Genomic DNA, 20138 nt, shown 5'->3' on the forward strand with positions numbered 1-20138 from the left:
CGCCATCAACCGCTTCATCCGCGAATACAATGCAGAGAACCCGCAACCATTCATCTGGAAAGCCAACCCCGATGACATCATCGCCGCCCGAAACCGCGGGTTCCAAACGTTGGAATCAATCCACTAGGTCCGGCCACGCGGCGGCTACGTGAGACTGCCGGCAACATGGCGACGGTTGCATCAGCCCAATTGACCGATTTGAGCGCGGAAGGATGGAAAAAGCAGTTTCCTGCGTCCGTCCGTCCGCTCGCCACGCCGTATCAGCAACTTCGTGACGCCGCGATGGACCGGCAGCATGAACTGGACGCGCGCCGCACCGATTTGCTCGGCAACCGCCCGACGATCCCACACGGTGCCAGCGAAGGCGAAAAGCTTCGCCTGACCTTCGGCCATGAGGTTCGGGCCGCACAGACGGTCAATTGGCTGGCCGACAAAAGGCCGTCTGATCTGATGGCCGCTGCACTCGGCAAACGTGAGCTTGGTTCGCTGATCCTCTCAAATCCGTCGCTGCGCGAAAAATTGCCCGGCGATCTTGCCGAACGGCTCGAAGCGGACGTGATGGAACAAGCATTGGTTGAACAGTTCGCTAGGCAGCTTCCTAAGGTGAAGCCATCATATGAGACACCGCTCGCGGATAGCGCTGATCTGGACGCCGCCAAGACAACGGCACGGCAGGCGATGGCTGCATTCGACGCAGCCCGCGACGAGATTGCCGGTGTGGAAATGGTGCTCAAATCCGCGATCGATTTCGTCGCGATCCTTGGCGACATTTCGCGCCCGGAAGCGTTCGGAATGCTCAACGGATGAAAGCCCGCTCGCTCCCGTCAACGGTGACGCTGCCGATCTCGCCAATTATCGAGATGGGTCATTTGCGTATCGCCCTGGCTGACCCGTCCCGGCAATTACTGTCGGTCTGGCGCAAGCACGGCTTTCCTGACGGTTGGCGCGAAGGCCGGCAGGCGTTCATCGCGACGGACACCGTTTCGAATTGGCTGCAAGGCCAAGGCGTTACAGTGCGGCGAATTTAGAGACGATAAAGAACCGATAAGTATGGCCAGTAATTTTCGTGATGAGAAAGGCAGACTGCTTCCCGGTCATCCCGGAATGAAACCCAAAGGCGCGCGCTCGAAATTGTCAAAGCGCGCCTTTGAAAGCGTTTCCAGCAATTTTGACGCGATAATCACAACGTTGATTTCGAAGGCGTTGGATGGAGAGACGGACGCGGCAAAGATATTGCTTTCCATCGTGCTGCCCAAAGATCAACCAGTTGAGTTGGCGGAACTTACCCCAAGCGATCTTATCGAGGAAATCAAGGCGGGCAACGTCACACCAGACGAAGCCAAAAAGCTGGCCGGGACGCTCAAGAGCTTGAACGAGATTGGCGAGCTTAGTGAGCTTCGCGCCAAATTGGCCCAATTGGAGCAATTGCTAAATGGCGTTGTATCGCGATGAACGGCGACGGTTGGACGCTCTATTCGACGCCGTTCGACGCAAAGCCGGGCCGCTCGCCCGGCTGGACGATGAACAGCGGGAATGGCTCGTGGCATGGCAGCAAGATCAACTCCACGACTACGAGACGATGATCAACGACACGGGCGAGATTGGCGAAGGACTGCGAAGCGACATCCGGCGTGTTCTGTACGGCGATGTTCCGCAAATCTTGGTCACAGACACCGACGCGCAAGCTGCCGAGAAATGGACGAGGTTTTTAGAACGATGACCATGGGGCCAACGCAACGCGAGACGGTTTCGATTCCTTCGAACGATTACGTTTCTGAAGGTTTTGCGGCATCCATCTTTGGGTGGACGATGCAGCAGCTTCACTATCAGCAATCTTGGAACGGGGCGCCATTGCCGGCGCGAGGTTTCGACGTTGCCGTGATTTCAACCGCCGAATTGGTACGATGGGCAAAATCACGACAATTCAACATCAAACGCTACACGATTTAACCCACACTGGAACAAGGCAAATGAGATTAGAAACAGCTTCAATTCACTACTTGAACGACGCGACGATGACCGTGGAAATCATGGATGGTCGCATAGTCCATCTGTCTAACCTCGATGGCAAATCGGAGCCTTTTCCGAAGTCATGCAGACTCGCATTGGTGTTTGACCCGTTTGGCGAGATCGAGCCGGCCGAGTCTATCACAGTAAGCAAAGGCAGCGCCCAATGACGGTGCAGCTTATCTATGTCGAAAGCGCCAAGGTTTATGTGGCCCTTGCGAATAACAAGATCGTGCAAATGCAGAAGGATGTTGAACCTGACCTTGCCCCCAGTTTTTATCCAGTTTTGAGTTCGTTTCCGGCGTGGGTTGTGCCCTGCTGGGCGAGTGAAGCGACGGGCGCTGGCGCGGAGCCTTTGGCGTAGCGCAGCGCGAGCGACCGTCGCGGATTGAAGGTGGCGGCGAACTCGGCCGGTGTCTGCCAGGCGATTTGGGAGTGCGGCCGCGCGGTGTTGTAGTCGGCGCGCCACAGGGCGATGGCTACGCGCGCCTGAGCCAGCGAGGTAAACAGCGTCTCGTTGAGCAGTTCATCGCGCAGTCGGCCGTTGAAGCTCTCGATGAAGCCATTCTGCATCGGCTTGCCGGGCGCAATGTAATGCCATTCGACGCGGTTCTGATCCGCCCAAGAGAGGATGGCGTTCGAGGTGAACTCGCTGCCATTGTCGCTGACGATCATCCTCGGCCGGCCGCGCTCGGTGATGAGCCGGTCCAATTCGCGGGCAACCCGCATGCCCGAGAGAGACGTATCAACGATCAGTGCCAGGCACTCTCTCGTGCAATCGTCGACGACGGCCAGGATGCGGAAGCGGCGCCCGTCGGTGAGCTGGTCCGATACGAAGTCGAGCGACCAGCGCTCGTCGGGCCTCAGCGGCACCAGCATCGGCGCCCTGGTCCCGATCGCCCGCTTGCGGCCGCCACGGCGGCGAACGGCGAGCTTCTCCTCCCGATAGAGCCGGAACAGCTTCTTGTGGTTCACCACCAGGCCCTCCCGCCTCAGCATCACGAGAAGACGCCGGTAGCCGAACCGGCGACGCTCCTGCGCGATCGCCTTCATCCGCTCGCGAACCTCGCGGTCGTCCGGCCTGCTGGTCTCGTAGCGAACCGTCATGCGGCAACAGCCGATGGCTTTACACGCCCGCCGTTCGCTCATCCCGAAGCCTTCCTTCAGGCGAGCGACAGCTTTCCGCTTGGCCGCGGGCGTCACCATTTCTTTCCCACAAGATCCTTCAACGCGGCATTGTCGAGCATGGCGTCGGCCAGAAGCCGCTTCAGCCGCGTGTTCTCGTCCTCCAGCGCCTTCAGTCGCCGAGCCTCGGAGACATCCATCCCGCCGAAGCGGGCCTTCCAGTTGTAGATCGAGGCGTCGCTGACCCCGTGCTTGCGGCACAGATCGGCAACCGATACCCCGGCCTCGTGTTCCTTCAAAATTCCGATGATCTGCTCTTCAGAGAAGCGGCTACGTTTCATGTCCTGGTCCTCTCGATGGCCAGAACGAACTTCAAACCGGATTAGATCAGAGGGGCAAGGTCAAACCGCATAGCAGCCCGAATTGCATTCGGGTTGACTGCTTTGACGCTACGACCGAACGCACGCATGTCCATGTTGCCGACCGCAACGTTTATATGGACGTGTCCAAGCTCTATCTGGACGCCGCCGACATCACCACTTTTGCCGGGTGGTTGCACAGTCAAATGCCGGGCTCATCGACCAAGGCGTTCGGCGATGCTGTATTCAAGATGTTTTCTGGATCGATGTGGTTTCGCGACGTGTTGATAGCAGCGGGCCAGATCGTTTGCGCACCAGAGCTTAAGCGGCCACCGGGCGGCGAGGAACTTTATTTCATCCAAAAGGCCAAGGCATCGGACCCCGAAGGCTTTGCGGCGTTGGCCGCTGCATATGCCGCATCAACCACGCCGAAAGTGGTTCAATGACCAGAGCAGCGGTTATCCAAACAGACGCTAAGTCTGCGCACCGACGACAAATTCGCAACGAATTCAACCATCAACAATCCCATTTGGCATCGGTGGTCGTGGCAGGGGTAGTCATAGGGGTGAACTTTCTGCGCTGGGTACGCCTCGACCAGCGCGAGCCCCGCCGCTATAGAAGGCGTTGTAAATATGCCAAAGGGGGCAACTAGTGAAATCATACAGCCGACCGCCAATTGTGGAAGCTGTCGTGGAGTTCGTCTCGGATGTGAATGTTTCGTACGACGACCTTCAAGCGATGTCGCATAAGGTCGCTGGTGACTACAAAAACGAAACAATCGAAAAGGCCTTTGACGTCCGAGTTGATACCCTAGGCGGCATCCCTACGTTTCATTCGGACCCATCGCCAGATCGGTTCCGCCGGACGTCCGATGATCAAGCCGACATCGCCATTTTCGCTCACAACAGCATGCTGGTAGCGCGACTCGCTCCTTATCCCGGTTGGGAATATTTGAACGAACGCGTGGCGAGGAATTGGCGCGTTTGGTCGAAGGGCCAGACCGGCAAAAATATCAAGCGTGTCGGTGTGCGCTATGTTAACCGGATAGATATTCCGACAGCTGGCATGGAACACATCGACATCCGTGACTATCTACGAGTCCAACCCAATGTCCCGAAAATCGTCGACCGCCCAATGTCGGGCTTCTTAGTGCAGGCCTCCATGCCTACCGCGAACCCAAATTGGGATTGCAACATTACCTCAACGCTTGTGCTAGAACCGCCACTGCTAAACCATACGTCCATTTTGTTGGATATTGACGTATATCGAACTCGCGACATACCTTCAAAAGCTGCGGATGTTCCGCCGATTCTGGACGAAGCCCGAGCGTTGAAGAATACCATCTTTGAACTCTGCATAACCGACCAAGCACGGAATTTGTTTCAATGACGGTATCCATCAACAATACGATCATCGCTCCTAACACCTCGTCGGAAATTCCAGTAAGCCCTGGCGCAGGAGCTTATTCAACCAGATTGAATGATGCCGTCTCGAACGCGTTTAAGCGGTCACTAGAGCCATTAGGTGCTGTCAAGTCGAAGGGAAATGACAAACACCTGAGCACCCTTCTCGAGAATTCTAAAGCAATTTTCAAAGTCGCGACGAACACGGTTGCGATGCATCTTCTGTCACCGGACTGGAGAGACCTGCTTTTTAGGCAAGTTGACAGTCTCTTGGACATTGAAGAGTGGGACGAGAATGACAAGCCTGTCGTTTCAGGGTCATCTTTGACCTTCGTACGAATGCTAATCTTTCTTAAAGCTCGACGGCCCGGACTTGGAGCAACAAGCGACGGGAGCTTGGTTGCGTCGTGGACGACTGGAGACAATCGCCTCACTATTATTTGCAAACCGAATGATTGGGTGCGCTGGGTAGTTTCGACGAAAACCGATGCTGGTTGTGAAACTGCTGCTGGCCAGACCAAAATTGCCCGTCTTCCCATAGTGCTGGAAGCCTATAATCCGCAGCAATGGTTTTCAGATGGCGGAAGATAAGATTGCGGAAGATCATCATCTCCTTCGGTATGTCCCCTTCTCAAAGCTACGCAAAGCTGACGGCACCGACGATGTAATCGGGTTGCTGCCGGAAGCTTTCGCACTTCGGGAGGGGGAACCCTATCTTTCCGTAACTTGGATTGAGTATTTTAAGGACCAGCCAGATCCCGTTGCTGCAGCCGTTAGTGCGGTCAGAAAGAGCTCTCTTACAGTAACAAAGAAGAGTGGATTCACCAAAGGCAAGGTGAGCGAAATTCGTTCGGCCTGCAAAGGTCGTGGTCATCAGATTCGAATAGTCCACGAACCGGAGCCGGACAACGACGCACATGCAGCAGTTCGTCGCTATCCCAGCGACGATTTGGAGCTTTTTGAGTCGCTTACCACTGCTGCCTGGTCTGACTGGTTTTTAAACTCTTCGATTCCGTAGTTTGCCGAACTCCCTGTGGGCGAAGGCGGCCGTGCCGGCCAAGAGCAGCAAACATTCAAACAGGCGCCAGGGCGGAGGGAATTGCGATGAAACGCAGCGAATTCAAGAACCAATCATTCAATCAGCGCAAAGGCATAGGGCAGGGGTAGCGGTAGGGATAACTTTGGCCGTAGGAGCGGACTGCTATTCGGCGCGCCGATTTCATCTCTTTGGTGCTTCCAAAGATTCGGCCGATTTGTAGCGATCCGGTATTTCATCTGGAATGTTGATCTTATGATTTTCGATACGAGAAGCTATGTAGCTCACTTTCTCGATCATTTCGCTATCTGCATCGGCGAACTTCAACGCTGTAGTCAGGTGGTCGAATATCGCGCTCTCAAGCGCGTCTGTTAGGAAAAAGGCTCCGCTGTCTGAACGGTTGGCTAAGAAATCTGCCATGTGCGGAAGCGCCAATAAAATAAGGCTATTGACGTTGGCACTATCGAAAACAAGCGACGGGCCGGCCCCGGTCTTCATACTGGCTAAAATTACAACTGCTTGCATGTTGGTCGACCGAAGGGCTTCAAAGGCCGCCCACGCTGCCGGCGGGACAAAAAGGCGGTCGTAGTCAGGTTTAGGCGCATCAGCTTGAGGCGCGTTTTCTAGACCGGAAACGCTGAAAAGGCCGGCTCCGAATTCCTTTATTTTGTCGCGGTCCGGCCCCCCTTGCTCCATGCTCTTGGCGATCTCCGGAACGTTCAACCGCTGGAGCATTCGAACCGCGGCATTGAACCGTCGCTGGTCAACCGTTGCGGACCATAGTGACTGAATGCCCTGTAAGCGTTTTGTGTCGAGTGCGCTCTGCCTGGCTGACATCATTGACAAAGATGAGGACTGCAATGCGTCCAACCGTGAGCTATTGCGACTGAGACCGTTCCGCAATGCTTCAAGCTTGCGGTTGAAGCGGTGACTGACGCTGGATTGTATCCAAATTTTCAGCGGGAAGCCGAAGCCCGCGAGGACTGCTGCTAGGATCGCAGCGACCACCGCTCCGGACTGTAGAAAACTTAGGAGCGAAACCCAAGACATCTGATATTTCCGATTTGGCTTGCTGACTAACTTGTGAGAAAGGGCAGCTGAACTACGGACCTTTAGATTTCTTCAAAGCCGTTAGCCGTGCCAGAAGTGCAGTGTACTGATAGACCGCTTTCAAGAGCTCTTTCGCAAGTTCGATTGCTAGCTCTGACTCCACCTTGCCGATTTGGTCGTAGTCCTTCGCTTCAATATGAGCGGCATCGTTTCCGAGGATGCGCAATTCGTCGGCCGCATTTAACAATTCGGAGGGGATCACGGCTACCGCGCTCAATGAAGCTACTCTGGCCTTTAGGTTTTCTCCGGTCGCCTTTTTGTCGTCGCAGAGTTCCTCAAGTGTTCGTCGCACCATAAGCGCGGACGCGCGGTAGCAACCAGACGCATGGCATTTGATTGCCTCTTCTAGCGATGACAGTATATTCGGAGGTAAATTTGTCGCGTCAAAATCAATGATTTCTGGAGGAAAAGTCAGCTTAACTGCGCCGCTCCCGTCTTTGGCGATGAACAGAACTGAGCGACATTCAGTGTTTGGGCAAATGCGAATTCCAAACGTTTTAGTTCCGACTGCCGTATTACGTCCATTTTGGTTCTTATCAATTATCGTTGTTGACATGTCATTCAAACCGATGCCTCCGAAGCTGCCAACATGTCTGCAAGAAGGGCACCGAATATTGATGTTAGCTGCTTGGAATGGTGTGAAACCCGCTCCGCTCGTCTTAAGGTCCAACGACCCCTCCCAATTCTGAAACTCTAGTTCGAGCCATATAGCATATTGAGCTGACAATATGCCGACCAGTGATTTGGAGCGCCTCGCTCCGAGCGGAGCGCGAACAAAATAAGAACGAAAGAGTCAATCGGACCGTTGACCGGCTAGGAAAATGTTCTCTATTCAGAGCCGATCAGCCAACGAGAGGATAGCGGCAAGCGCCCCGCGCCGGCCGGCGAAGCTATGTCAAAAACGGCAGAGGACAATTTCCGGATCGAAGTCTGGGATCGTGAGGAAAAGAACCTTGTCGAAACGATCTGTCGATCGCCTGATTCGACGGTCAGTCAGGCTGCTTGGCAGGCGGCTATCCGTCGCCGTCCGGGAATGGTGCTCATCCATTACAACAGCCGGCACGTGATGGAGAAAATCGTAACTCCCGGCGAACCGACGATTCCGCCGCAAACCATCGTGGATGGCAGCGTACATGCTGGCCTCGACGTGGCACTTGGCGATCTGCGTGAATGGCACACGCTGCGCGCGTGGTGCAAAAATTGCTCACATCATGCGGAGGTAAAGGCGGCCGAGCTTCCAGCTGCCACCTCCTTGAGCACCACCAACAGCTCGTTCGGGCTCAGCTCGACGCCGCTATCGCCGTGGCGGCTGTTCGTCTCGCCCTTGTTGACGCCGAGCATGAACTCCGCGTTGAGCGTCGTCCCCCCGCCAAGCAGGGAGCATTCGTCATCCAACACCGTCACCGGGTAGCCTGTCTTGTCGTTAGTCCGGTAAACCCGCGCCATCACTTGCCCTCCTTCACCAAGGTCATGCTGATCAGCTTGGCGGCATGCTGCCTCAGCCCCGGCACCTGCGACCTGATCTCGGCCTCCGCCGACGACGCGACCCCTTTAACCGTCGTCACCGCCATGATCGCCGTCCGCTTACTGCCATCCGGCAGCGCGAACTCGCACGCGACTTGGACCGGCTCGCCGTTGGCCGCGTCCACGGCCTCGCGGATCACCCGGTTGCGCTCGTTCTGGGGCGACGTCCTGCGTGCTTCCGCAGCCCTGAGGGTCTCCAGCGACAAGTACTCCTTGCGCGAACTGTTGCTGCGCGCCATCAGCTCCTGCCGCTCACTCTCCTCAGCCTCCTCGCGCTGCCGCTCGCGCTCGATCTGCTCCAGGCGCGCAAGTCGCTGCCGCTCGCGCTGCTCAGCCTCGCGCCGGTACTCCTCGACCAGCACCCGCTCGTCGGCCTCAGTCCACTCTTCGAAGCTCACCTTCAGCCGCTGCCGACGCAGCGCCTCGATCATCGCCTCACGGCCGACTTTGCGCTCCGCAACCACGTTCAGCAGCTCCGGCAGATGCACCTGCCCCACTTCCACCGCCGCCTTCGCCGGATACTCCCCGGCGCTGCTCAGCACATGCACCGTCACGTAGCCATTCTTCGTGTGGCCGCACCACGCCGCCGCGATGGCCGTGCCATGCGTCTTGGGCTCGTCCACCGAAAAACGGCTCTCGGCGTTCGGCTCCAGGATCGTTACGCTCACCATGTAGTTGCTCACTTCAAACTCCAAGCTATTGGTATCGGAGTTGCGACAGTTGCTGCTCGTTGCCGGGAGTGCCGGCCTCCAGATATCGCGCGCGCTGCCATTGGAGCCCGATTTGGCTTCCTGCGCGCTTGTAGGCGTGGCAAGCACCATCAACAGCGCAACGCATATACACCGCAAACTAGCCCCTGTCCCTCTTTGAGAGTGGACCGAGTCGCCGTTTTATCGCGTGAAGGCGGCTGCCCCTCACCAACTATCTAATATTTTCTGTTTACCCTTGCGGTTACCCGGCCTGGAGTATCACCGCTCGATGTGCGCGTTGTAAGTCACTAAGTAATTGATTTTGCTGGTGCCCCCGGACGGGATCGAACCGCCGACCTTCGGTTTACAAAACCGCTGCTCTACCAGCTGAGCTACAAGGGCACGGCGCTCCGGTAGCATATTTGTTGCGCCAGTAAAGACAAAAGTCGGTTTTCGGTTGTTCGCCGCGGCGCCGTGCTGTCGGTGGAGTATCCTTAAAACGGCCCCCTTGCTTCCTATATGCTTCAGAGGTGTAATCGCATAGGCGAGGGTGTCGCATGATCAGGTTTGTCATCATTCTCCCGATCGTGGTCTTGGCCTGGGTTCTGCTGGTGAAGCTCATCAAGGAATTGAAGAGCGCCAACATCGACTGGACCGGCGTGACCACCATCATCGGTTTCATCGCGCTCGCCTTCTGGCTTCGCCACATCACCGGCATGGGCTGAGGCTTCCCGATCGTTTTGGCGGGATGTCGGCCGGCGCGTTGGCCGGTCGTGATGGGGTTTTGCGTTTAACTGCAAACCCACCTCGGACTGGTCGTTTCTGCCTGTTCGAAAAAATCTAAAAAACCGTCGAACCTTTTTCCTTGCCGCAACGACTGATGGTCAAGAGGCGGACGGATCGCCTCTAGCAACGAAGCAAGGAGATCATCATGTTCAAGCGCACTTCCGGCCTCATCGTCACCACCATCGCCGCCGCAGCCATGCTGGCCGGCACCGTGCAGCCCTCGGCCGCCCACAGCCATCATCACCACCATGACCTTGGCATCGGCATCGCTGCCGGCGTTGGCGGCTTCCTGCTCGGCAGTGCGTTCGCCCAGCCGCGCACTGTCTATGTCGAAGAAGATGGCGGGTCCTGGCACGTCCGCCGCTGCCTCAATCGTTATGCGAGCTACGATCCGTACTCGGACACCTATGTCGGCTACGACGGCCATCGCCACTATTGCCGGCTTTGAGAGGAGGTGGACCGTTTCAGGCAACCGGAACAAGGGGCTCCCTGCAGCCCCTTTTTCTGCTGTCTGGGTGGTCGCCACTTGCCAAAGCGACCGGCGATGTACACGGATTTCCAGAGAGCTCAGTCTCGGCTGCGCAACCTGCAGAGGGGAGGGACGCTTGGACGATCACGATCCGAAGGAAGAGCTGATCGAGACCATTTTCCGCAACGGCACGATCACCGTCGTCGGCATCCTGCTTGCCATTTCGCTGGGCTTTATCACGCATTGGGCGGCGAACCCGGTGCCGTGGCAGTTCTACGACCTATTCGCCGTGGTGCCGATCCTGGTCGGCATCGCTTTGCAGATGCGGGCACTCCGATGCTGCTCGACATGAACTCGCTACGCCGGCACGTCTACGAACGCGCTAACCGCATCTTCATGGCCGGCCTCATCCTGACCGCGTGCGGCGTCGGACTTGCGATCCTGCTCGATGTCTTCGAGATGTCGGCGAAGGGCACGCTGCCCTGGTCAGGCCAGTCTGTTCCCGCCGATCATCTCAGTCACTTCCGCTGCCGCGTCGTGCACCAGCGGGCCGATCTCGGCCAGACGCTCCGGCGTCACCCGCACGGTCGGCCCGGACACCGAAACGCCGCCGATCGGCTCGCCGAACTCATTGAAGATCGCCGCCGCTACACAGCGCATGCCGGGATGCCGCTCCTCGTCGTCGACCGACCAGCCGCGCAGCTTGATCGCTACGAGATCGCGGGCCAGCGCAGAGATGTCGGAAAGCGTCTTTTCAGTGAAGCGCTCGAGCCCGGCCTTGCGCAGGATGGCGCCGACACGTTCCGGATCGAGATGCGCCAGCACCGCCTTGCCGATGCCCGAGGCGTGGAAGGGGCTGCGCGTACCCGGCCGGAAGAAGGCGCGGATCGCCTGATGCGTCTCGACCTGGCTGACGAAGACGACGCAGTCGTCCTCGGCGACGCCGAGATTAGCGGTCTCGCCGGTCCTCTCCATCAGTTCCTGCATGACGATGCGGGCACGGTCGACCAGCTTGCGGCGGCGCAGGAACGCCGCGCCCATGCGGTAGGTCTCGACGCCGATCGACCACAGCTGATCGCTACCGTCGAATTCGACCATGCCGTGGTTTTCCAGCGTCGTCAGCATGCGGTAGGCGGTGGACGCGGCAAGGCCAGAACTAGCGGCGATCTCGCTCAGCGACAGGCCGCTGCCTTCGGCGACGATGGCGAGGATGCGCAGCGCCCGGTCGAGCGACTGTACCGAAGCGGCCTCCGACGGGCCATTGAAGGAGCGCGGCCGGCCGCGCTGGCGTTTTTCGGTCGTTTCCATGGCGCCACTCTTTCCGATTTCTCGCTCTGCATGCAATGAAAAAGTTTTTCACCAATTAGGGGCGTAAATTGATGGAAAACAGAAAATCAAATGAAATCAGTCTATAACAGCCGCTTTCTATAAATGAAAAAATATTCTGAAAAAATTGAAAAATAGGAAAGCCGCTGGCATTCTCGGCCATCAACAATTCCGTGGAGGCTGGAAATGGCCAGGATGCGTGCTGTCGACGCTGCGGTTCTCGTTCTCGAAAAGGAAGGCATTTCCTGTGCCTTCGGCGTGCCGGGCGCAGCGATCAATCCGTTCTATTCGGCGCTGAATGCGAGGGGCACCGTCCGCCACATCCTCGCTCGACATGTCGAGGCGGCCTCGCACATGGCCGAAGGCTATACTCGCGCCAAATCAGGCAATATCGGCCTGTGCATCGGCACGTCGGGCCCAGCCGGCACCGACATGATCACCGGGCTCTATTCGGCCGCGGCCGATTCCATTCCGATCCTCTGCATCACCGGCCAGGCGCCGCGCGCGCGGCTGAACAAGGAAGATTTTCAGGCGGTCGACATCGCTGCGATCGCCGCACCCGTCGCCAAATGGGCGGTTACCGTCATGGAGCCTTATCTGGTGCCGATGGCGCTGCAGAAGGCGTTCCACCTGATGCGCTCGTCGCGGCCGGGCCCGGTCCTCATTGATCTGCCGGTCGACGTGCAACTGGCCGAGATCGAGTTCGACATCGACGCCTATGAGCCGCTGGCGCCGTTCAAGCCGGCGATGACGCGTGGCCAAGCGGAGAAGGCGCTGACGATGCTCAACGCGGCAGAAAGGCCTGTCATCGTTGCTGGCGGCGGCATCATCAATGCCGACGCGTCCGATCTCCTCATCGAATTCGCGGAGGTCAACGGCGTGCCGGTCATTCCGACGCTGATGGGCTGGGGCGCTATACCCGATGACCACCGCTTGATGGCCGGCATGTGCGGGCTGCAGACCTCGCATCGCTATGGCAATGCCACCATGCTCGAAGCTGACTTCGTCTTCGGCATTGGCAACCGCTGGGCCAACCGTCATACCGGCTCCGTCGACGTTTATACAAAGGGAAAAAAGTTCATCCATGTCGACATTGAGCCCACCCAAATAGGGCGCGTTTTCGCGCCGGACCTCGGCGTCGTCTCGGATGCCGGTGCTGCGCTGAAAATGCTGCTCGACGTCGCCACCGAATGGAGGACGGCGGGGAGGCTGCGCGACTGGTCGGGCTGGGCCAGGGAATGCCAGCAGCGCAAGAAGACGATGAAGCGCAAGACGCATTTCGACCAGGTGCCGCTGAAGCCGCAGCGCGTCTATGAGGAAATGAACAAGGCGTTCGGCCGCGACACCACCTATGTCACCACGATCGGGCTTTCGCAGATTGCCGGCGCGCAGTTCCTGCATGTCTACAAACCGCGCAACTGGATCAATTGCGGCCAGGCCGGCCCGCTTGGCTGGACGCTGCCGGCAGCGCTTGGCGTTCGCGCAGCCGATCCTGATCGCAATATCGTGGCGCTTTCCGGCGACTATGATTTCCAGTTCATGATCGAGGAACTGGCCGCCGGCGCACAGCACAGATTGCCCTACATCCATGTCGTCGTGAACAATGCCTATCTCGGCCTGATCCGCCAGGCGCAGCGCGGCTTTTCGATGGATTTCGAGGTCAGCCTCGCCTTCGAGAACGTCAACCGGCAAGGCGATGCCGAGGCCGGTTACGGCGTCGACCATGTCGCCGTCGCCGAAGCGATGGGCTGCAAGGCGGTCAGGGTGCGCAGGCCGGAGGAGTTCGCCGGCGCCTTCAAGGAAGCGCAACGCCTGATGAAGGAACACCAGGTTCCGGTGGTGCTCGAATTCATCCTCGAGCGCGTCACCAACGTTTCCATGGGCACCGAAATCGACAAGATCACCGAATTCGAGGACCTTGCCGAACATAACGAAGACGCGCCGACGGCGATCGTCATGCTCGACTAGAGTCTGGTCCATCCCGGTAGACCGGGATGGGGGCTCTATCTTTTTGTTTGACCACCATCTTTTCCGAAAACCGGTTTTCCACTTTTCGGGATCATGGTCTGGAACGGGAGAAAAAGAATGCCGCGTTTTTCAGCCAATCTTTCGATGCTCTTTGGCGAGCATGATTTTCTCGACCGCTTCGACGCGGCCGCTCGCGCCGGCTTCAAGGGCGTCGAATATATCGGCCCCTATGATCATCCGCCGGAGGTGGTTGCGGCGCGGCTGAAGAAGAATGGCCTGACGCAGGTCCTGTTCAACCTGCCGGCCGGCGATTGGGGCAAGGGCGAGCGCGGCATCGCTGTTCTACCGGATCGCGTTCCCGAATTCCGGCAAGGCGTCGCCAGGGCGATCAGCTATGCGCATGCGCTGGGCTGCGAGCAGGTCAACTGCCTCGCCGGCATCGCGCCGCAAGGCATCGAGCGGAGCGTGCTCGAAAATGTCCTTGCCGAGAACCTGGCTTTCGCGGCGGAGAAGCTGGAACAGGCCGGCATCAAGCTGCTGATCGAGCCGATCAACACGCGCGATATTCCAGGCTTCTTCCTCAACTATTCGGACCAGGCATTGGCGCTCATCGACCGCATCGGCTCAAAAAACCTGTTCCTGCAATACGACATCTATCACATGCAGATCATGGAGGGGGATCTCGCCCGTACCATCGAGGCAAACCTCGGCCGCATCGCGCATATCCAGCTTGCGGACAATCCCGGCCGTCATGAGCCGGGGACGGGCGAGATCAATTTCCCCTATCTTTACAGCCACATCGACCGGATTGGTTATTCCGGCTGGATAGGAGCGGAATACAAGCCGAAGGCGGGAACGGAGGCCGGGCTTGGATGGTTCCGGGAGTTGGCCGGGCAGGGGAGTGCGGCGGCGTAGCTGCCGAGACGTTTACAATTGACGTCGCGTTCCTTCGCGCCCGCAACAAAGAATGGAGAACAACAATGGAAACCATCGGCTTCATCGGCCTTGGCATCATGGGTGCGCCGATGGCGGGGCACCTGCTGGATGCGGGCTATGCGGTTGTGACGAGCGTCCACCGCTCGAAGCCGCCGACCGACCTCGTCGCCAAGCGGCTGAAGACAGTCAACGGCCATGACGCCGTGGCGAAAGCGGCCGACATCGTCATCACCATGGTGCCCGACACGCCGCAGGTGGCCGACGTGCTGTTCGGCGAGAACGGCGTTGCTTCAGGTCTTTCGAAGGGCAAGCTGGTCGTCGACATGAGCTCGATCTCGCCAATCGCGACCCAGGAGTTCGCCAAGAAGATCAACGATCTCGGCTGCGACTATCTCGATGCCCCTGTGTCGGGCGGCGAGGTCGGCGCCAAGGCGGCGTCGCTGACCATCATGGTCGGCGGCGAGGAGAAGGCGTTCGAGCACGCGAGACCCGTATTCGAGAAGATGGGCAAGAACATCACGCTGGTCGGACCGAACGGCGTTGGCCAGACCACCAAGGTCGCCAACCAGATCGTCGTTGCTCTGACCATCGAGGCGATTGCCGAAGCGCTTGTTTTCGCTTCGAAAGCAGGTGCTGATCCAGCCAAGGTGCGGCAGGCGCTGATGGGCGGGTTGGCGGCCTCGCGCATCCTGGAAGTGCACGGCGAGCGCATGATCAAGCGCAGCTTCGCGCCTGGCTTCCGCATCGAGCTGCACCAGAAGGACCTCAACCTCGCGCTGGAAGGCGCCAGGGCGCTTGGCGTCTCACTGCCCAACACTTCGACGACGCAGCAACTGTTCAATTCCTGCGCAGCCAACGGCGGCGCCAAGGAGGATCACTCGGCGCTGGTTCGAGCGCTGGAGCGGATGGCGGGACATGAAGTGGGGTGAATAGTGAATGGTGAATAGTGAATAGTGAATAGTGAGTAAGGAATTCGTCATCACTATTACGCAGTTTCACCATTCACCATTCACCAGCTAAGAACTTCCGTGCCGCATAAAGGCTTACTGCCGCCGCGTTCGAGACGTTGAGCGAGCGGATGGCGCCTGGCATGTCGAGTCGGGCCAGCGTCGTCACGGTCTCGCGCGTCCTCTGGCGCAGGCCCTTGCCTTCGGCGCCCAGCACCAGCGCGATCTTGTTCCCGGCGAAACTCTTCTCGAGTTTCGCCGGCCCGTCCGAATCGAGCCCGATGGTCTGGAAGCCGGCCTCGTGCAGTTGGCCAAGCGCATCAGCGAGGTTCTTCACCTCGATCTGGTCGATATGCTCCAGCGCGCCGGAGGCCGACTTCGCCAGCACGCCGCTCTCCTGCGGGCTGTGGCGCGCCGTGGTGATCAGCGCACCGGCGTCGAAGGCGACCGCCGAGCGCAAGATCGCGCCGACATTGTGCGGGTCGGTGATCTGGTCGAGCACAAGCACCAGCCTGGTGTCGCCGAGCGCATCGAGCCGTTTCGGCTTCAGCGGCTCGGCCTCGATCAGCACGCCTTGATGCACGGCGTCGGAGCCCGTAACCTTGTCGATGTCCTTCGGCTCGACTATCTCCGCCTTGAACGGCAAGGCGGCGAGGTCGGCGATTGCCAGACGCTCGGCCGCATTGCGCGTCACCATCATCATTTTGATCTTGCGGCGCGGATTGTCGAGCGCGGCACGCACCGTGTGCAGGCCGTAGAGTCGCACCAGGCCTTCCGCTGGGTTCGCGCCCGGCGGCACCGGCTGACGCGGCCGGAACGCCGGCGCGCCCCCGCTCTTGTCATCGCGGTGGGCGCGGCGCAGCTTGGCGTAGTGAGTGTCCTTCGGGGTGCCGGATTTATTGCTCATGGCCGGCTTCTATAGCCGTGTCGTCTTGCTAAGGATATGGCCTGTTGCGGCGGATGCCGAACAAGACCGAAAAACCCCGGCTGCGCGGTTGACACCCACTGACCTTGCCGCCATAAGGCCCTTCGCTGATTTCGGAGAAGACGAGGTTGTCTTGCTCCCGGTCGGCGTGCCTCGTTGCATGGCTCCGGTGGCAGACTGGAGAGGTGCCCGAGTGGTTAAAGGGGACGGACTGTAAATCCGTTGGCTTAGCCTACGTTGGTTCGAATCCAACCCTCTCCACCACTGCCGGCCCGGAAGCCCTGAAACGTGTGGCGGGTATAGCTCAGTGGTAGAGCAGCAGCCTTCCAAGCTGAATATGCGGGTTCGATTCCCGCTACCCGCTCCAGATTTCCATGCGCAAAATCGAAATATTGGAATACTGCGCGTGCCTTGGCCGCGCAGTATTCCAACCGCTTTGGTTTCTGACCGCCCTAACTGTTGAAGGCGGACGCGACTTGGTGCTGCTGAGGCACTTGTCCGTTCGGCGTCAGCTTGTCGACGATACCAGGCAAGGCCGTGGACAATTGCTTGAGCAGTTCCTGCTCGTCGAGCCCCGTCCTTTGTGCGATCTCGCGGATAACCTGCGGCCCGATTGCGTTGCCGAGATCGTTGGCGTTGATCGGCTGGTTCTGCCCGGTGCCGACCCAGGAGTCGGCGACATTGCCGTGTCCGGCATCTTTTAGCTTGTCGAGAAGGCCGCCGAGCCCGCGAGCAGGCCGCCATCGGCGGACGTCCCGGTGGGGACGGGGCTTTGAGGCTGGTCCGGCTGTTCGGCGCTTTTGCCGCTCAGCATTTTTCCAACCAGAAGCGCACCAAGCGCGATCATCAGCGGCTTGGTGATGTTGCCGCCGGGAACGGCGTTGTCAAACAATCCCATAGTGGATCTCCATGTCAACGTACCCGCCCTGTTTCCACAATGGCGCATCGCGCCGCAATGGCAGCAGCAACGCTAGGCGACGACCGTCAGCCGGCGCTTGCGCTCATCGAGTGACACGATGGTTAGCCCGCTGGCTACCACCAGCAGGATACCGCTTATCGCCAGGGCATTTGGGAACTGCTGGAATACAACCAGGCCCGAGATGACCGCCCAGACGGTGAAGCAGTAATAGAACGGCGCCACCACGCCGGTCGGTCCGACGCGATAGGCCATGAAGATGAAGAAGTGGCCGAAGATCAGGAACAATCCGGCCCCAGACATCAGTAGCAGATGATGGGCTTCCGGCATCACCCATTGTTCGGAAACGAGATGCGCGATGCCGGCACCGATCAACACCACCACCACCGCGGAAATGGCGACGATCATCCCCGGCACATCGGCGGCGACCTTGCGTCCGGCTATATCGCGTGCGGCGGAAAGCGCTGCGTTGCCGAGTGCCAGCACCGCATAGATCGAGATGCCCTGCATGGTCGGCTGCGCCACCATGACCGCGCCGACGAAGCTGAGGCCGATCAGCGCCATGCGCAATCCGCCGATCCGCTCCCTGAAGAGGATCGAGGCGCCGACCAGCATGAGTAGGGGAGTGATCTGTCCGAGGGCGGTCGAATCGGCGATCTGCATGTTGGCCAGCGCCACTACATAGCAAAGGATCGCTGCCAGCTCGAGCAGGTTTCTGCGCAACACCTTCCAGTCGAGGATCAGCGGAATCTGCTTGCCATAGCCGAGCACGAACAACAGCGGCACACCCCATAGCGTAGCCGCCACACCGCGCAGAAACAGCACTTCATAGGGCGGCAGTCCGACGGTCGCGAGCTTCATCATCGTGTCGTTGACGACATAGGAGCCGGTCGAGACGATCATGAACAGCGGGCCGCGGATGGCAATGGGAATGAAATGCATTGGATCAGGAGATCAGACCTGGTTCATGGCGGCAATGGGTGCCGACGGGCAAGCGGCAGGATTGCTTCAGTTCACGCGGGCCGCTCGGGCCTGTGAAGCCGGCAGACGCATCGGGATCGGATAAACCTGCAATGCACGGCCAATTACCAGGCCGAGCACAAGCAGCGCCGCGAGGAAGGCGGTGGGAGCGTATTCCGAGGGGCCCCAGCCGACCAGAATACCCGCAGCGATCACGACGGCGCTCTCCTTCGCCGAAAAACCTGTTTTCCCCAGAAACACCAGCGGAACGGCGAGTGCTACGAAATCATAGATGAACGCGTAAGGCGAGGCGAGGACCGTCGCCGTCGCGAGAGCTGCTGCCTTGACGTCGAAAGCTCCTTTTTTAAGCCAGATCCAGATGATGCCGGTGCTCAGAACTGCGATGAGAAAACCCTGCGCGATCCATGCGGTCGTCAAGCTTCCGCCAAGCGCGCGGACAAAGCCATAGAGGCTTTGGAGCTTTGAAAAGTCGGCCCTGCCGTCGACGAGGATGATCCCGTTGATCTTGGCAGCGGTGTCAAAGAAATCGGACCAGATCTGCGTGCCGAAAACGGCGATGGAAAGCACCGCCATTGCGGTGGCGGAAATGGTGGCCCACCCGATAACCCGCCAATCGCCTCCAGCGATAAGGGCAAGGGGTATGATCAGGCCGAACTGCGGCTTGTAGGTGAGCAGACCGAAGAAGAGGCCGGCAAGCGCGGGGCGTTTTTCGATCGATGCGATAGCTGCGCCAAGCAGGGCGGCGGTGACGAAGCCGTTTTGCCCAACCGCTGTGTTCCAAAGCACGGGGGGCCAGGCCATGGCTGCCAGAATCGCAATGCATGTCCCCCCGATCAGCCGTAAGGCAAAGGCATAGAGCGTTATTCCGAATGCCATCCATGAAACCAACGCGGCGGGATAAGACACCAGCGCCAATGCGGGCGTCACCACCAGGAAAGTTGGAGGATATTGCCAGGAATAATAGCCATCGAAAACGGCGCCGCTTTCAGCGGACGAGACGCTCTTGTGTATTTCCCAGTTATAGGCATCGGCTGCGTGGCCTTGCAGGACAAACTTGCCGGCGCCCCAAAATGCCAGGAAGTCGGTCGCAATTGGTTGCCCGTCTGCGTCGAACAGCCAATCGCCGATCAATACCCCAATGGCAAGCACGCAGACATAGGCGAAGATCAAGCCGCAGACGGCGAGATAGATAAGACGTTGCAGGTTTTGTCCTGCCGTGATGCCGGTTGTCTGCATGATGCCCATTTGCCCGCGCCGCAAGGTGCCCGGGCGTTATCTTGCCCCCGTTTTCATTAAGAGTTGGTGTCGCCGGCTGCGGTCGTGTCCGTCTTACATTTGGGTCGCCTCATTCCCATATCGGCGTTACATCCCCGAAATCGGATCATGGGTTCGGATCGAGCGAAAGTGCGCTGAGCCACAAGGGCCCTTGTGTTTTTCGGCCGTAGTCGCTAATCGCCCCGCATTCGACTGAACTGAAGGTCCAGGCCGTCCAAGGAAAGAGACTATGGCAAAAGGTAAATTCGAGCGCACTAAGCCTCATGTGAACATCGGCACGATTGGTCACGTCGACCATGGCAAGACGTCGCTGACGGCGGCGATCACCAAGTATTTTGGCGAATACAAGCGCTACG

General features: G+C 58.8%; 25 protein-coding genes, 3 tRNA genes and 2 pseudogenes. 20 read left to right on the forward strand and 10 right to left on the reverse strand.

Annotated elements, in window-relative coordinates; genetic code table 11:
- The 6 genes and pseudogenes from EN859_RS00005 to EN859_RS00030 form a co-directional block, all read left to right on the forward strand.
- Nucleotides 1-127 (forward strand): annotated as a pseudogene (locus tag EN859_RS00005) (IS630 family transposase); the annotation flags it as partial.
- A gap of 38 nt (nt 128-165) precedes the next feature.
- Nucleotides 166-807, forward strand: a complete 642-nt coding sequence (locus EN859_RS00010) for a hypothetical protein (RefSeq protein ID WP_127851302.1) — start codon at nt 166-168, stop codon at nt 805-807.
- Nucleotides 804-1028, forward strand: a complete 225-nt coding sequence (locus tag EN859_RS00015) for a hypothetical protein (RefSeq protein WP_127851301.1) — start codon at nt 804-806, stop codon at nt 1026-1028. The genes EN859_RS00010 and EN859_RS00015 overlap by 4 nt, the downstream gene beginning before the upstream one ends.
- 22 nt (nt 1029-1050) lie before the next feature.
- Nucleotides 1051-1452 carry a hypothetical protein gene (locus tag EN859_RS00020; protein ID WP_127851300.1) on the forward strand — a complete coding sequence of 134 codons (402 nt, stop codon included), beginning with the start codon at nt 1051-1053 and terminating at the stop codon, nt 1450-1452.
- Complete coding sequence (locus tag EN859_RS00025; protein WP_127851299.1) at nt 1433-1720, forward strand: hypothetical protein; 288 nt, start codon at nt 1433-1435, stop codon at nt 1718-1720. Before EN859_RS00020 ends, EN859_RS00025 begins: the two co-directional genes overlap by 20 nt.
- Before the next feature lie 82 nt (nt 1721-1802).
- Nucleotides 1803-2177: a hypothetical protein gene (locus EN859_RS00030; RefSeq protein ID WP_135913515.1), complete on the forward strand. Its 375-nt coding sequence runs from the start codon at nt 1803-1805 to the stop codon at nt 2175-2177.
- Nucleotides 2178-2283: 106 nt separating this feature from the next.
- On the opposite strand, the gene EN859_RS00035 is transcribed toward EN859_RS00030, so the two are convergent.
- Nucleotides 2284-3473 (reverse strand): IS3 family transposase gene (locus EN859_RS00035; RefSeq protein ID WP_135913516.1). Its coding sequence is split into 2 segments (ribosomal slippage): nt 2284-3224 and nt 3224-3473, totalling 1191 coding nucleotides; the frame shifts between segments, so codons are not numbered across the junction.
- A 155-nt stretch (nt 3474-3628) separates the two neighbouring features.
- On the opposite strand from EN859_RS00035, the gene EN859_RS00040 reads away from it, so the two are divergent.
- From EN859_RS00040 to EN859_RS00055, 4 genes are all read left to right on the forward strand, one after another.
- Complete coding sequence (locus EN859_RS00040; RefSeq protein ID WP_127851829.1) at nt 3629-3937, forward strand: hypothetical protein; 309 nt, start codon at nt 3629-3631, stop codon at nt 3935-3937.
- A 205-nt stretch (nt 3938-4142) separates the two neighbouring features.
- On the forward strand, nt 4143-4880 hold the full coding sequence (locus EN859_RS00045) for a TIGR04255 family protein (protein WP_281015591.1): 738 nt from the start codon (nt 4143-4145) through the stop codon (nt 4878-4880).
- Nucleotides 4877-5485, forward strand: coding sequence for a hypothetical protein (locus tag EN859_RS00050; protein WP_127851831.1), 609 nt, complete (start codon nt 4877-4879; stop codon nt 5483-5485). Before EN859_RS00045 ends, EN859_RS00050 begins: the two co-directional genes overlap by 4 nt.
- Complete coding sequence (locus tag EN859_RS00055; RefSeq protein WP_127851832.1) at nt 5472-5912, forward strand: hypothetical protein; 441 nt, start codon at nt 5472-5474, stop codon at nt 5910-5912. Before EN859_RS00050 ends, EN859_RS00055 begins: the two co-directional genes overlap by 14 nt.
- A gap of 201 nt (nt 5913-6113) precedes the next feature.
- On the opposite strand, the gene EN859_RS00060 is transcribed toward EN859_RS00055, so the two are convergent.
- Entirely contained in the window at nt 6114-6980 is an 867-nt protein-coding gene (locus EN859_RS00060) for a hypothetical protein (protein WP_127851833.1), read from the reverse strand.
- Between the two features lie 52 nt (nt 6981-7032).
- Nucleotides 7033-7710 carry a DUF4145 domain-containing protein gene (locus EN859_RS00065; RefSeq protein WP_245525430.1) on the reverse strand — a complete coding sequence of 226 codons (678 nt, stop codon included), beginning with the start codon at nt 7708-7710 and terminating at the stop codon, nt 7033-7035.
- Nucleotides 7711-7932: 222 nt separating this feature from the next.
- Here EN859_RS00065 and EN859_RS38980 point away from each other — a divergent pair, with 222 nt between their 5' ends.
- Entirely contained in the window at nt 7933-8451 is a 519-nt protein-coding gene (locus tag EN859_RS38980; RefSeq protein WP_245525431.1) for a hypothetical protein, read from the forward strand.
- Nucleotides 8452-8485: 34 nt separating this feature from the next.
- On the opposite strand, the gene EN859_RS00075 is transcribed toward EN859_RS38980, so the two are convergent.
- The gene (locus tag EN859_RS00075) at nt 8486-9247 is read right to left on the reverse strand and encodes a hypothetical protein (protein ID WP_127851834.1); all 762 of its coding nucleotides are present in this window, start codon (nt 9245-9247) and stop codon (nt 8486-8488) included.
- Nucleotides 9248-9579: 332 nt separating this feature from the next.
- Nucleotides 9580-9655, reverse strand: a tRNA-Thr gene (locus tag EN859_RS00080).
- A 155-nt stretch (nt 9656-9810) separates the two neighbouring features.
- Between EN859_RS00080 and EN859_RS00085 the strand changes: the two genes are divergently transcribed.
- From EN859_RS00085 to EN859_RS38985, 3 genes are all read left to right on the forward strand, one after another.
- Nucleotides 9811-9978, forward strand: coding sequence for a hypothetical protein (locus EN859_RS00085; protein WP_127851835.1), 168 nt, complete (start codon nt 9811-9813; stop codon nt 9976-9978).
- 206 nt (nt 9979-10184) lie between these two features.
- On the forward strand, nt 10185-10487 hold the full coding sequence (locus EN859_RS00090) for a BA14K family protein (RefSeq protein ID WP_127851836.1): 303 nt from the start codon (nt 10185-10187) through the stop codon (nt 10485-10487).
- Between the two features lie 157 nt (nt 10488-10644).
- Entirely contained in the window at nt 10645-10860 is a 216-nt protein-coding gene (locus EN859_RS38985) for a hypothetical protein (protein WP_245525432.1), read from the forward strand.
- 134 nt (nt 10861-10994) lie between these two features.
- Here the strand turns inward: EN859_RS38985 and bhcR are convergent, their stop codons facing one another.
- Nucleotides 10995-11816 carry an HTH-type transcriptional regulator BhcR gene (gene bhcR / locus EN859_RS00100; RefSeq protein WP_127851837.1) on the reverse strand — a complete coding sequence of 274 codons (822 nt, stop codon included), beginning with the start codon at nt 11814-11816 and terminating at the stop codon, nt 10995-10997.
- A 204-nt stretch (nt 11817-12020) separates the two neighbouring features.
- Between bhcR and gcl the strand changes: the two genes are divergently transcribed.
- The 3 genes from gcl (at nt 12021) to EN859_RS00115 (ending at nt 15667) form a co-directional block, all read left to right on the forward strand.
- Nucleotides 12021-13802 (forward strand): glyoxylate carboligase, encoded by a 1782-nt coding sequence (gene gcl / locus EN859_RS00105; RefSeq protein WP_127851838.1) that lies wholly within the window; start codon nt 12021-12023, stop codon nt 13800-13802.
- A gap of 117 nt (nt 13803-13919) precedes the next feature.
- A complete protein-coding gene (gene hyi / locus EN859_RS00110; protein WP_127851839.1) occupies nt 13920-14717 on the forward strand; it encodes a hydroxypyruvate isomerase in 798 nt (265 codons plus the stop codon).
- Nucleotides 14718-14782: 65 nt separating this feature from the next.
- On the forward strand, nt 14783-15667 hold the full coding sequence (locus EN859_RS00115) for a 2-hydroxy-3-oxopropionate reductase (RefSeq protein ID WP_127851840.1): 885 nt from the start codon (nt 14783-14785) through the stop codon (nt 15665-15667).
- A 73-nt stretch (nt 15668-15740) separates the two neighbouring features.
- Here the strand turns inward: EN859_RS00115 and EN859_RS00120 are convergent, their stop codons facing one another.
- Nucleotides 15741-16592, reverse strand: coding sequence for an RNA methyltransferase (locus EN859_RS00120; protein ID WP_127851841.1), 852 nt, complete (start codon nt 16590-16592; stop codon nt 15741-15743).
- 197 nt (nt 16593-16789) lie between these two features.
- On the opposite strand from EN859_RS00120, the gene EN859_RS00125 reads away from it, so the two are divergent.
- Together EN859_RS00125 and EN859_RS00130 are read left to right on the forward strand one after the other, a co-directional pair.
- A tRNA-Tyr gene (locus EN859_RS00125) sits at nt 16790-16874 on the forward strand.
- A 29-nt stretch (nt 16875-16903) separates the two neighbouring features.
- A tRNA-Gly gene (locus tag EN859_RS00130) sits at nt 16904-16977 on the forward strand.
- 85 nt (nt 16978-17062) lie between these two features.
- On the opposite strand, the pseudogene EN859_RS00135 reads toward EN859_RS00130, so the two are convergent.
- The 3 genes and pseudogenes from EN859_RS00135 to EN859_RS00145 form a co-directional block, all read right to left on the reverse strand.
- Nucleotides 17063-17508: pseudogene (locus tag EN859_RS00135) on the reverse strand (YidB family protein).
- 72 nt (nt 17509-17580) lie between these two features.
- On the reverse strand, nt 17581-18468 hold the full coding sequence (locus EN859_RS00140; RefSeq protein ID WP_127851842.1) for a DMT family transporter: 888 nt from the start codon (nt 18466-18468) through the stop codon (nt 17581-17583).
- Nucleotides 18469-18534: 66 nt separating this feature from the next.
- Nucleotides 18535-19752 (reverse strand): glycosyltransferase family 87 protein, encoded by a 1218-nt coding sequence (locus tag EN859_RS00145; RefSeq protein WP_127851843.1) that lies wholly within the window; start codon nt 19750-19752, stop codon nt 18535-18537.
- A 259-nt stretch (nt 19753-20011) separates the two neighbouring features.
- Between EN859_RS00145 and EN859_RS00150 the strand changes: the two genes are divergently transcribed.
- A partial coding sequence (locus tag EN859_RS00150) for a GTP-binding protein (protein WP_244571411.1) occupies nt 20012-20138 on the forward strand: 127 nt, incomplete at its 3' end.

This window comes from Mesorhizobium sp. M00.F.Ca.ET.216.01.1.1 (genome assembly GCF_004010325.2).
In the GTDB taxonomy this organism is placed as follows: domain Bacteria; phylum Pseudomonadota; class Alphaproteobacteria; order Rhizobiales; family Rhizobiaceae; genus Mesorhizobium.

Excerpts from the sequence above, each read along its gene's own strand:
- EN859_RS00010 (WP_127851302.1), top strand. The coding sequence starts at position 166 with ATGGCGACGGTTGCATCAGCCCAATTGACCGATTTGAGCGCGGAAGGA.
- EN859_RS38980 (WP_245525431.1), top strand. The coding sequence starts at position 7,933 with ATGTCAAAAACGGCAGAGGACAATTTCCGGATCGAAGTCTGGGATCGT.
- bhcR (WP_127851837.1), bottom strand. The coding sequence starts at position 11,816 with ATGGAAACGACCGAAAAACGCCAGCGCGGCCGGCCGCGCTCCTTCAAT.
- EN859_RS00025 (WP_127851299.1), top strand. The coding sequence starts at position 1,433 with ATGGCGTTGTATCGCGATGAACGGCGACGGTTGGACGCTCTATTCGAC.
- EN859_RS00060 (WP_127851833.1), bottom strand. The coding sequence starts at position 6,980 with ATGTCTTGGGTTTCGCTCCTAAGTTTTCTACAGTCCGGAGCGGTGGTC.
- EN859_RS00115 (WP_127851840.1), top strand. The coding sequence starts at position 14,783 with ATGGAAACCATCGGCTTCATCGGCCTTGGCATCATGGGTGCGCCGATG.
- EN859_RS00050 (WP_127851831.1), top strand. The coding sequence starts at position 4,877 with ATGACGGTATCCATCAACAATACGATCATCGCTCCTAACACCTCGTCG.
- EN859_RS00015 (WP_127851301.1), top strand. The coding sequence starts at position 804 with ATGAAAGCCCGCTCGCTCCCGTCAACGGTGACGCTGCCGATCTCGCCA.
- hyi (WP_127851839.1), top strand. The coding sequence starts at position 13,920 with ATGCCGCGTTTTTCAGCCAATCTTTCGATGCTCTTTGGCGAGCATGAT.
- EN859_RS00085 (WP_127851835.1), top strand. The coding sequence starts at position 9,811 with ATGATCAGGTTTGTCATCATTCTCCCGATCGTGGTCTTGGCCTGGGTT.
- EN859_RS00145 (WP_127851843.1), bottom strand. The coding sequence starts at position 19,752 with ATGGGCATCATGCAGACAACCGGCATCACGGCAGGACAAAACCTGCAA.
- EN859_RS00120 (WP_127851841.1), bottom strand. The coding sequence starts at position 16,592 with ATGAGCAATAAATCCGGCACCCCGAAGGACACTCACTACGCCAAGCTG.
- EN859_RS00055 (WP_127851832.1), top strand. The coding sequence starts at position 5,472 with ATGGCGGAAGATAAGATTGCGGAAGATCATCATCTCCTTCGGTATGTC.
- EN859_RS00090 (WP_127851836.1), top strand. The coding sequence starts at position 10,185 with ATGTTCAAGCGCACTTCCGGCCTCATCGTCACCACCATCGCCGCCGCA.
- gcl (WP_127851838.1), top strand. The coding sequence starts at position 12,021 with ATGGCCAGGATGCGTGCTGTCGACGCTGCGGTTCTCGTTCTCGAAAAG.
- EN859_RS00020 (WP_127851300.1), top strand. The coding sequence starts at position 1,051 with ATGGCCAGTAATTTTCGTGATGAGAAAGGCAGACTGCTTCCCGGTCAT.
- EN859_RS00040 (WP_127851829.1), top strand. The coding sequence starts at position 3,629 with ATGGACGTGTCCAAGCTCTATCTGGACGCCGCCGACATCACCACTTTT.
- EN859_RS00140 (WP_127851842.1), bottom strand. The coding sequence starts at position 18,468 with ATGCATTTCATTCCCATTGCCATCCGCGGCCCGCTGTTCATGATCGTC.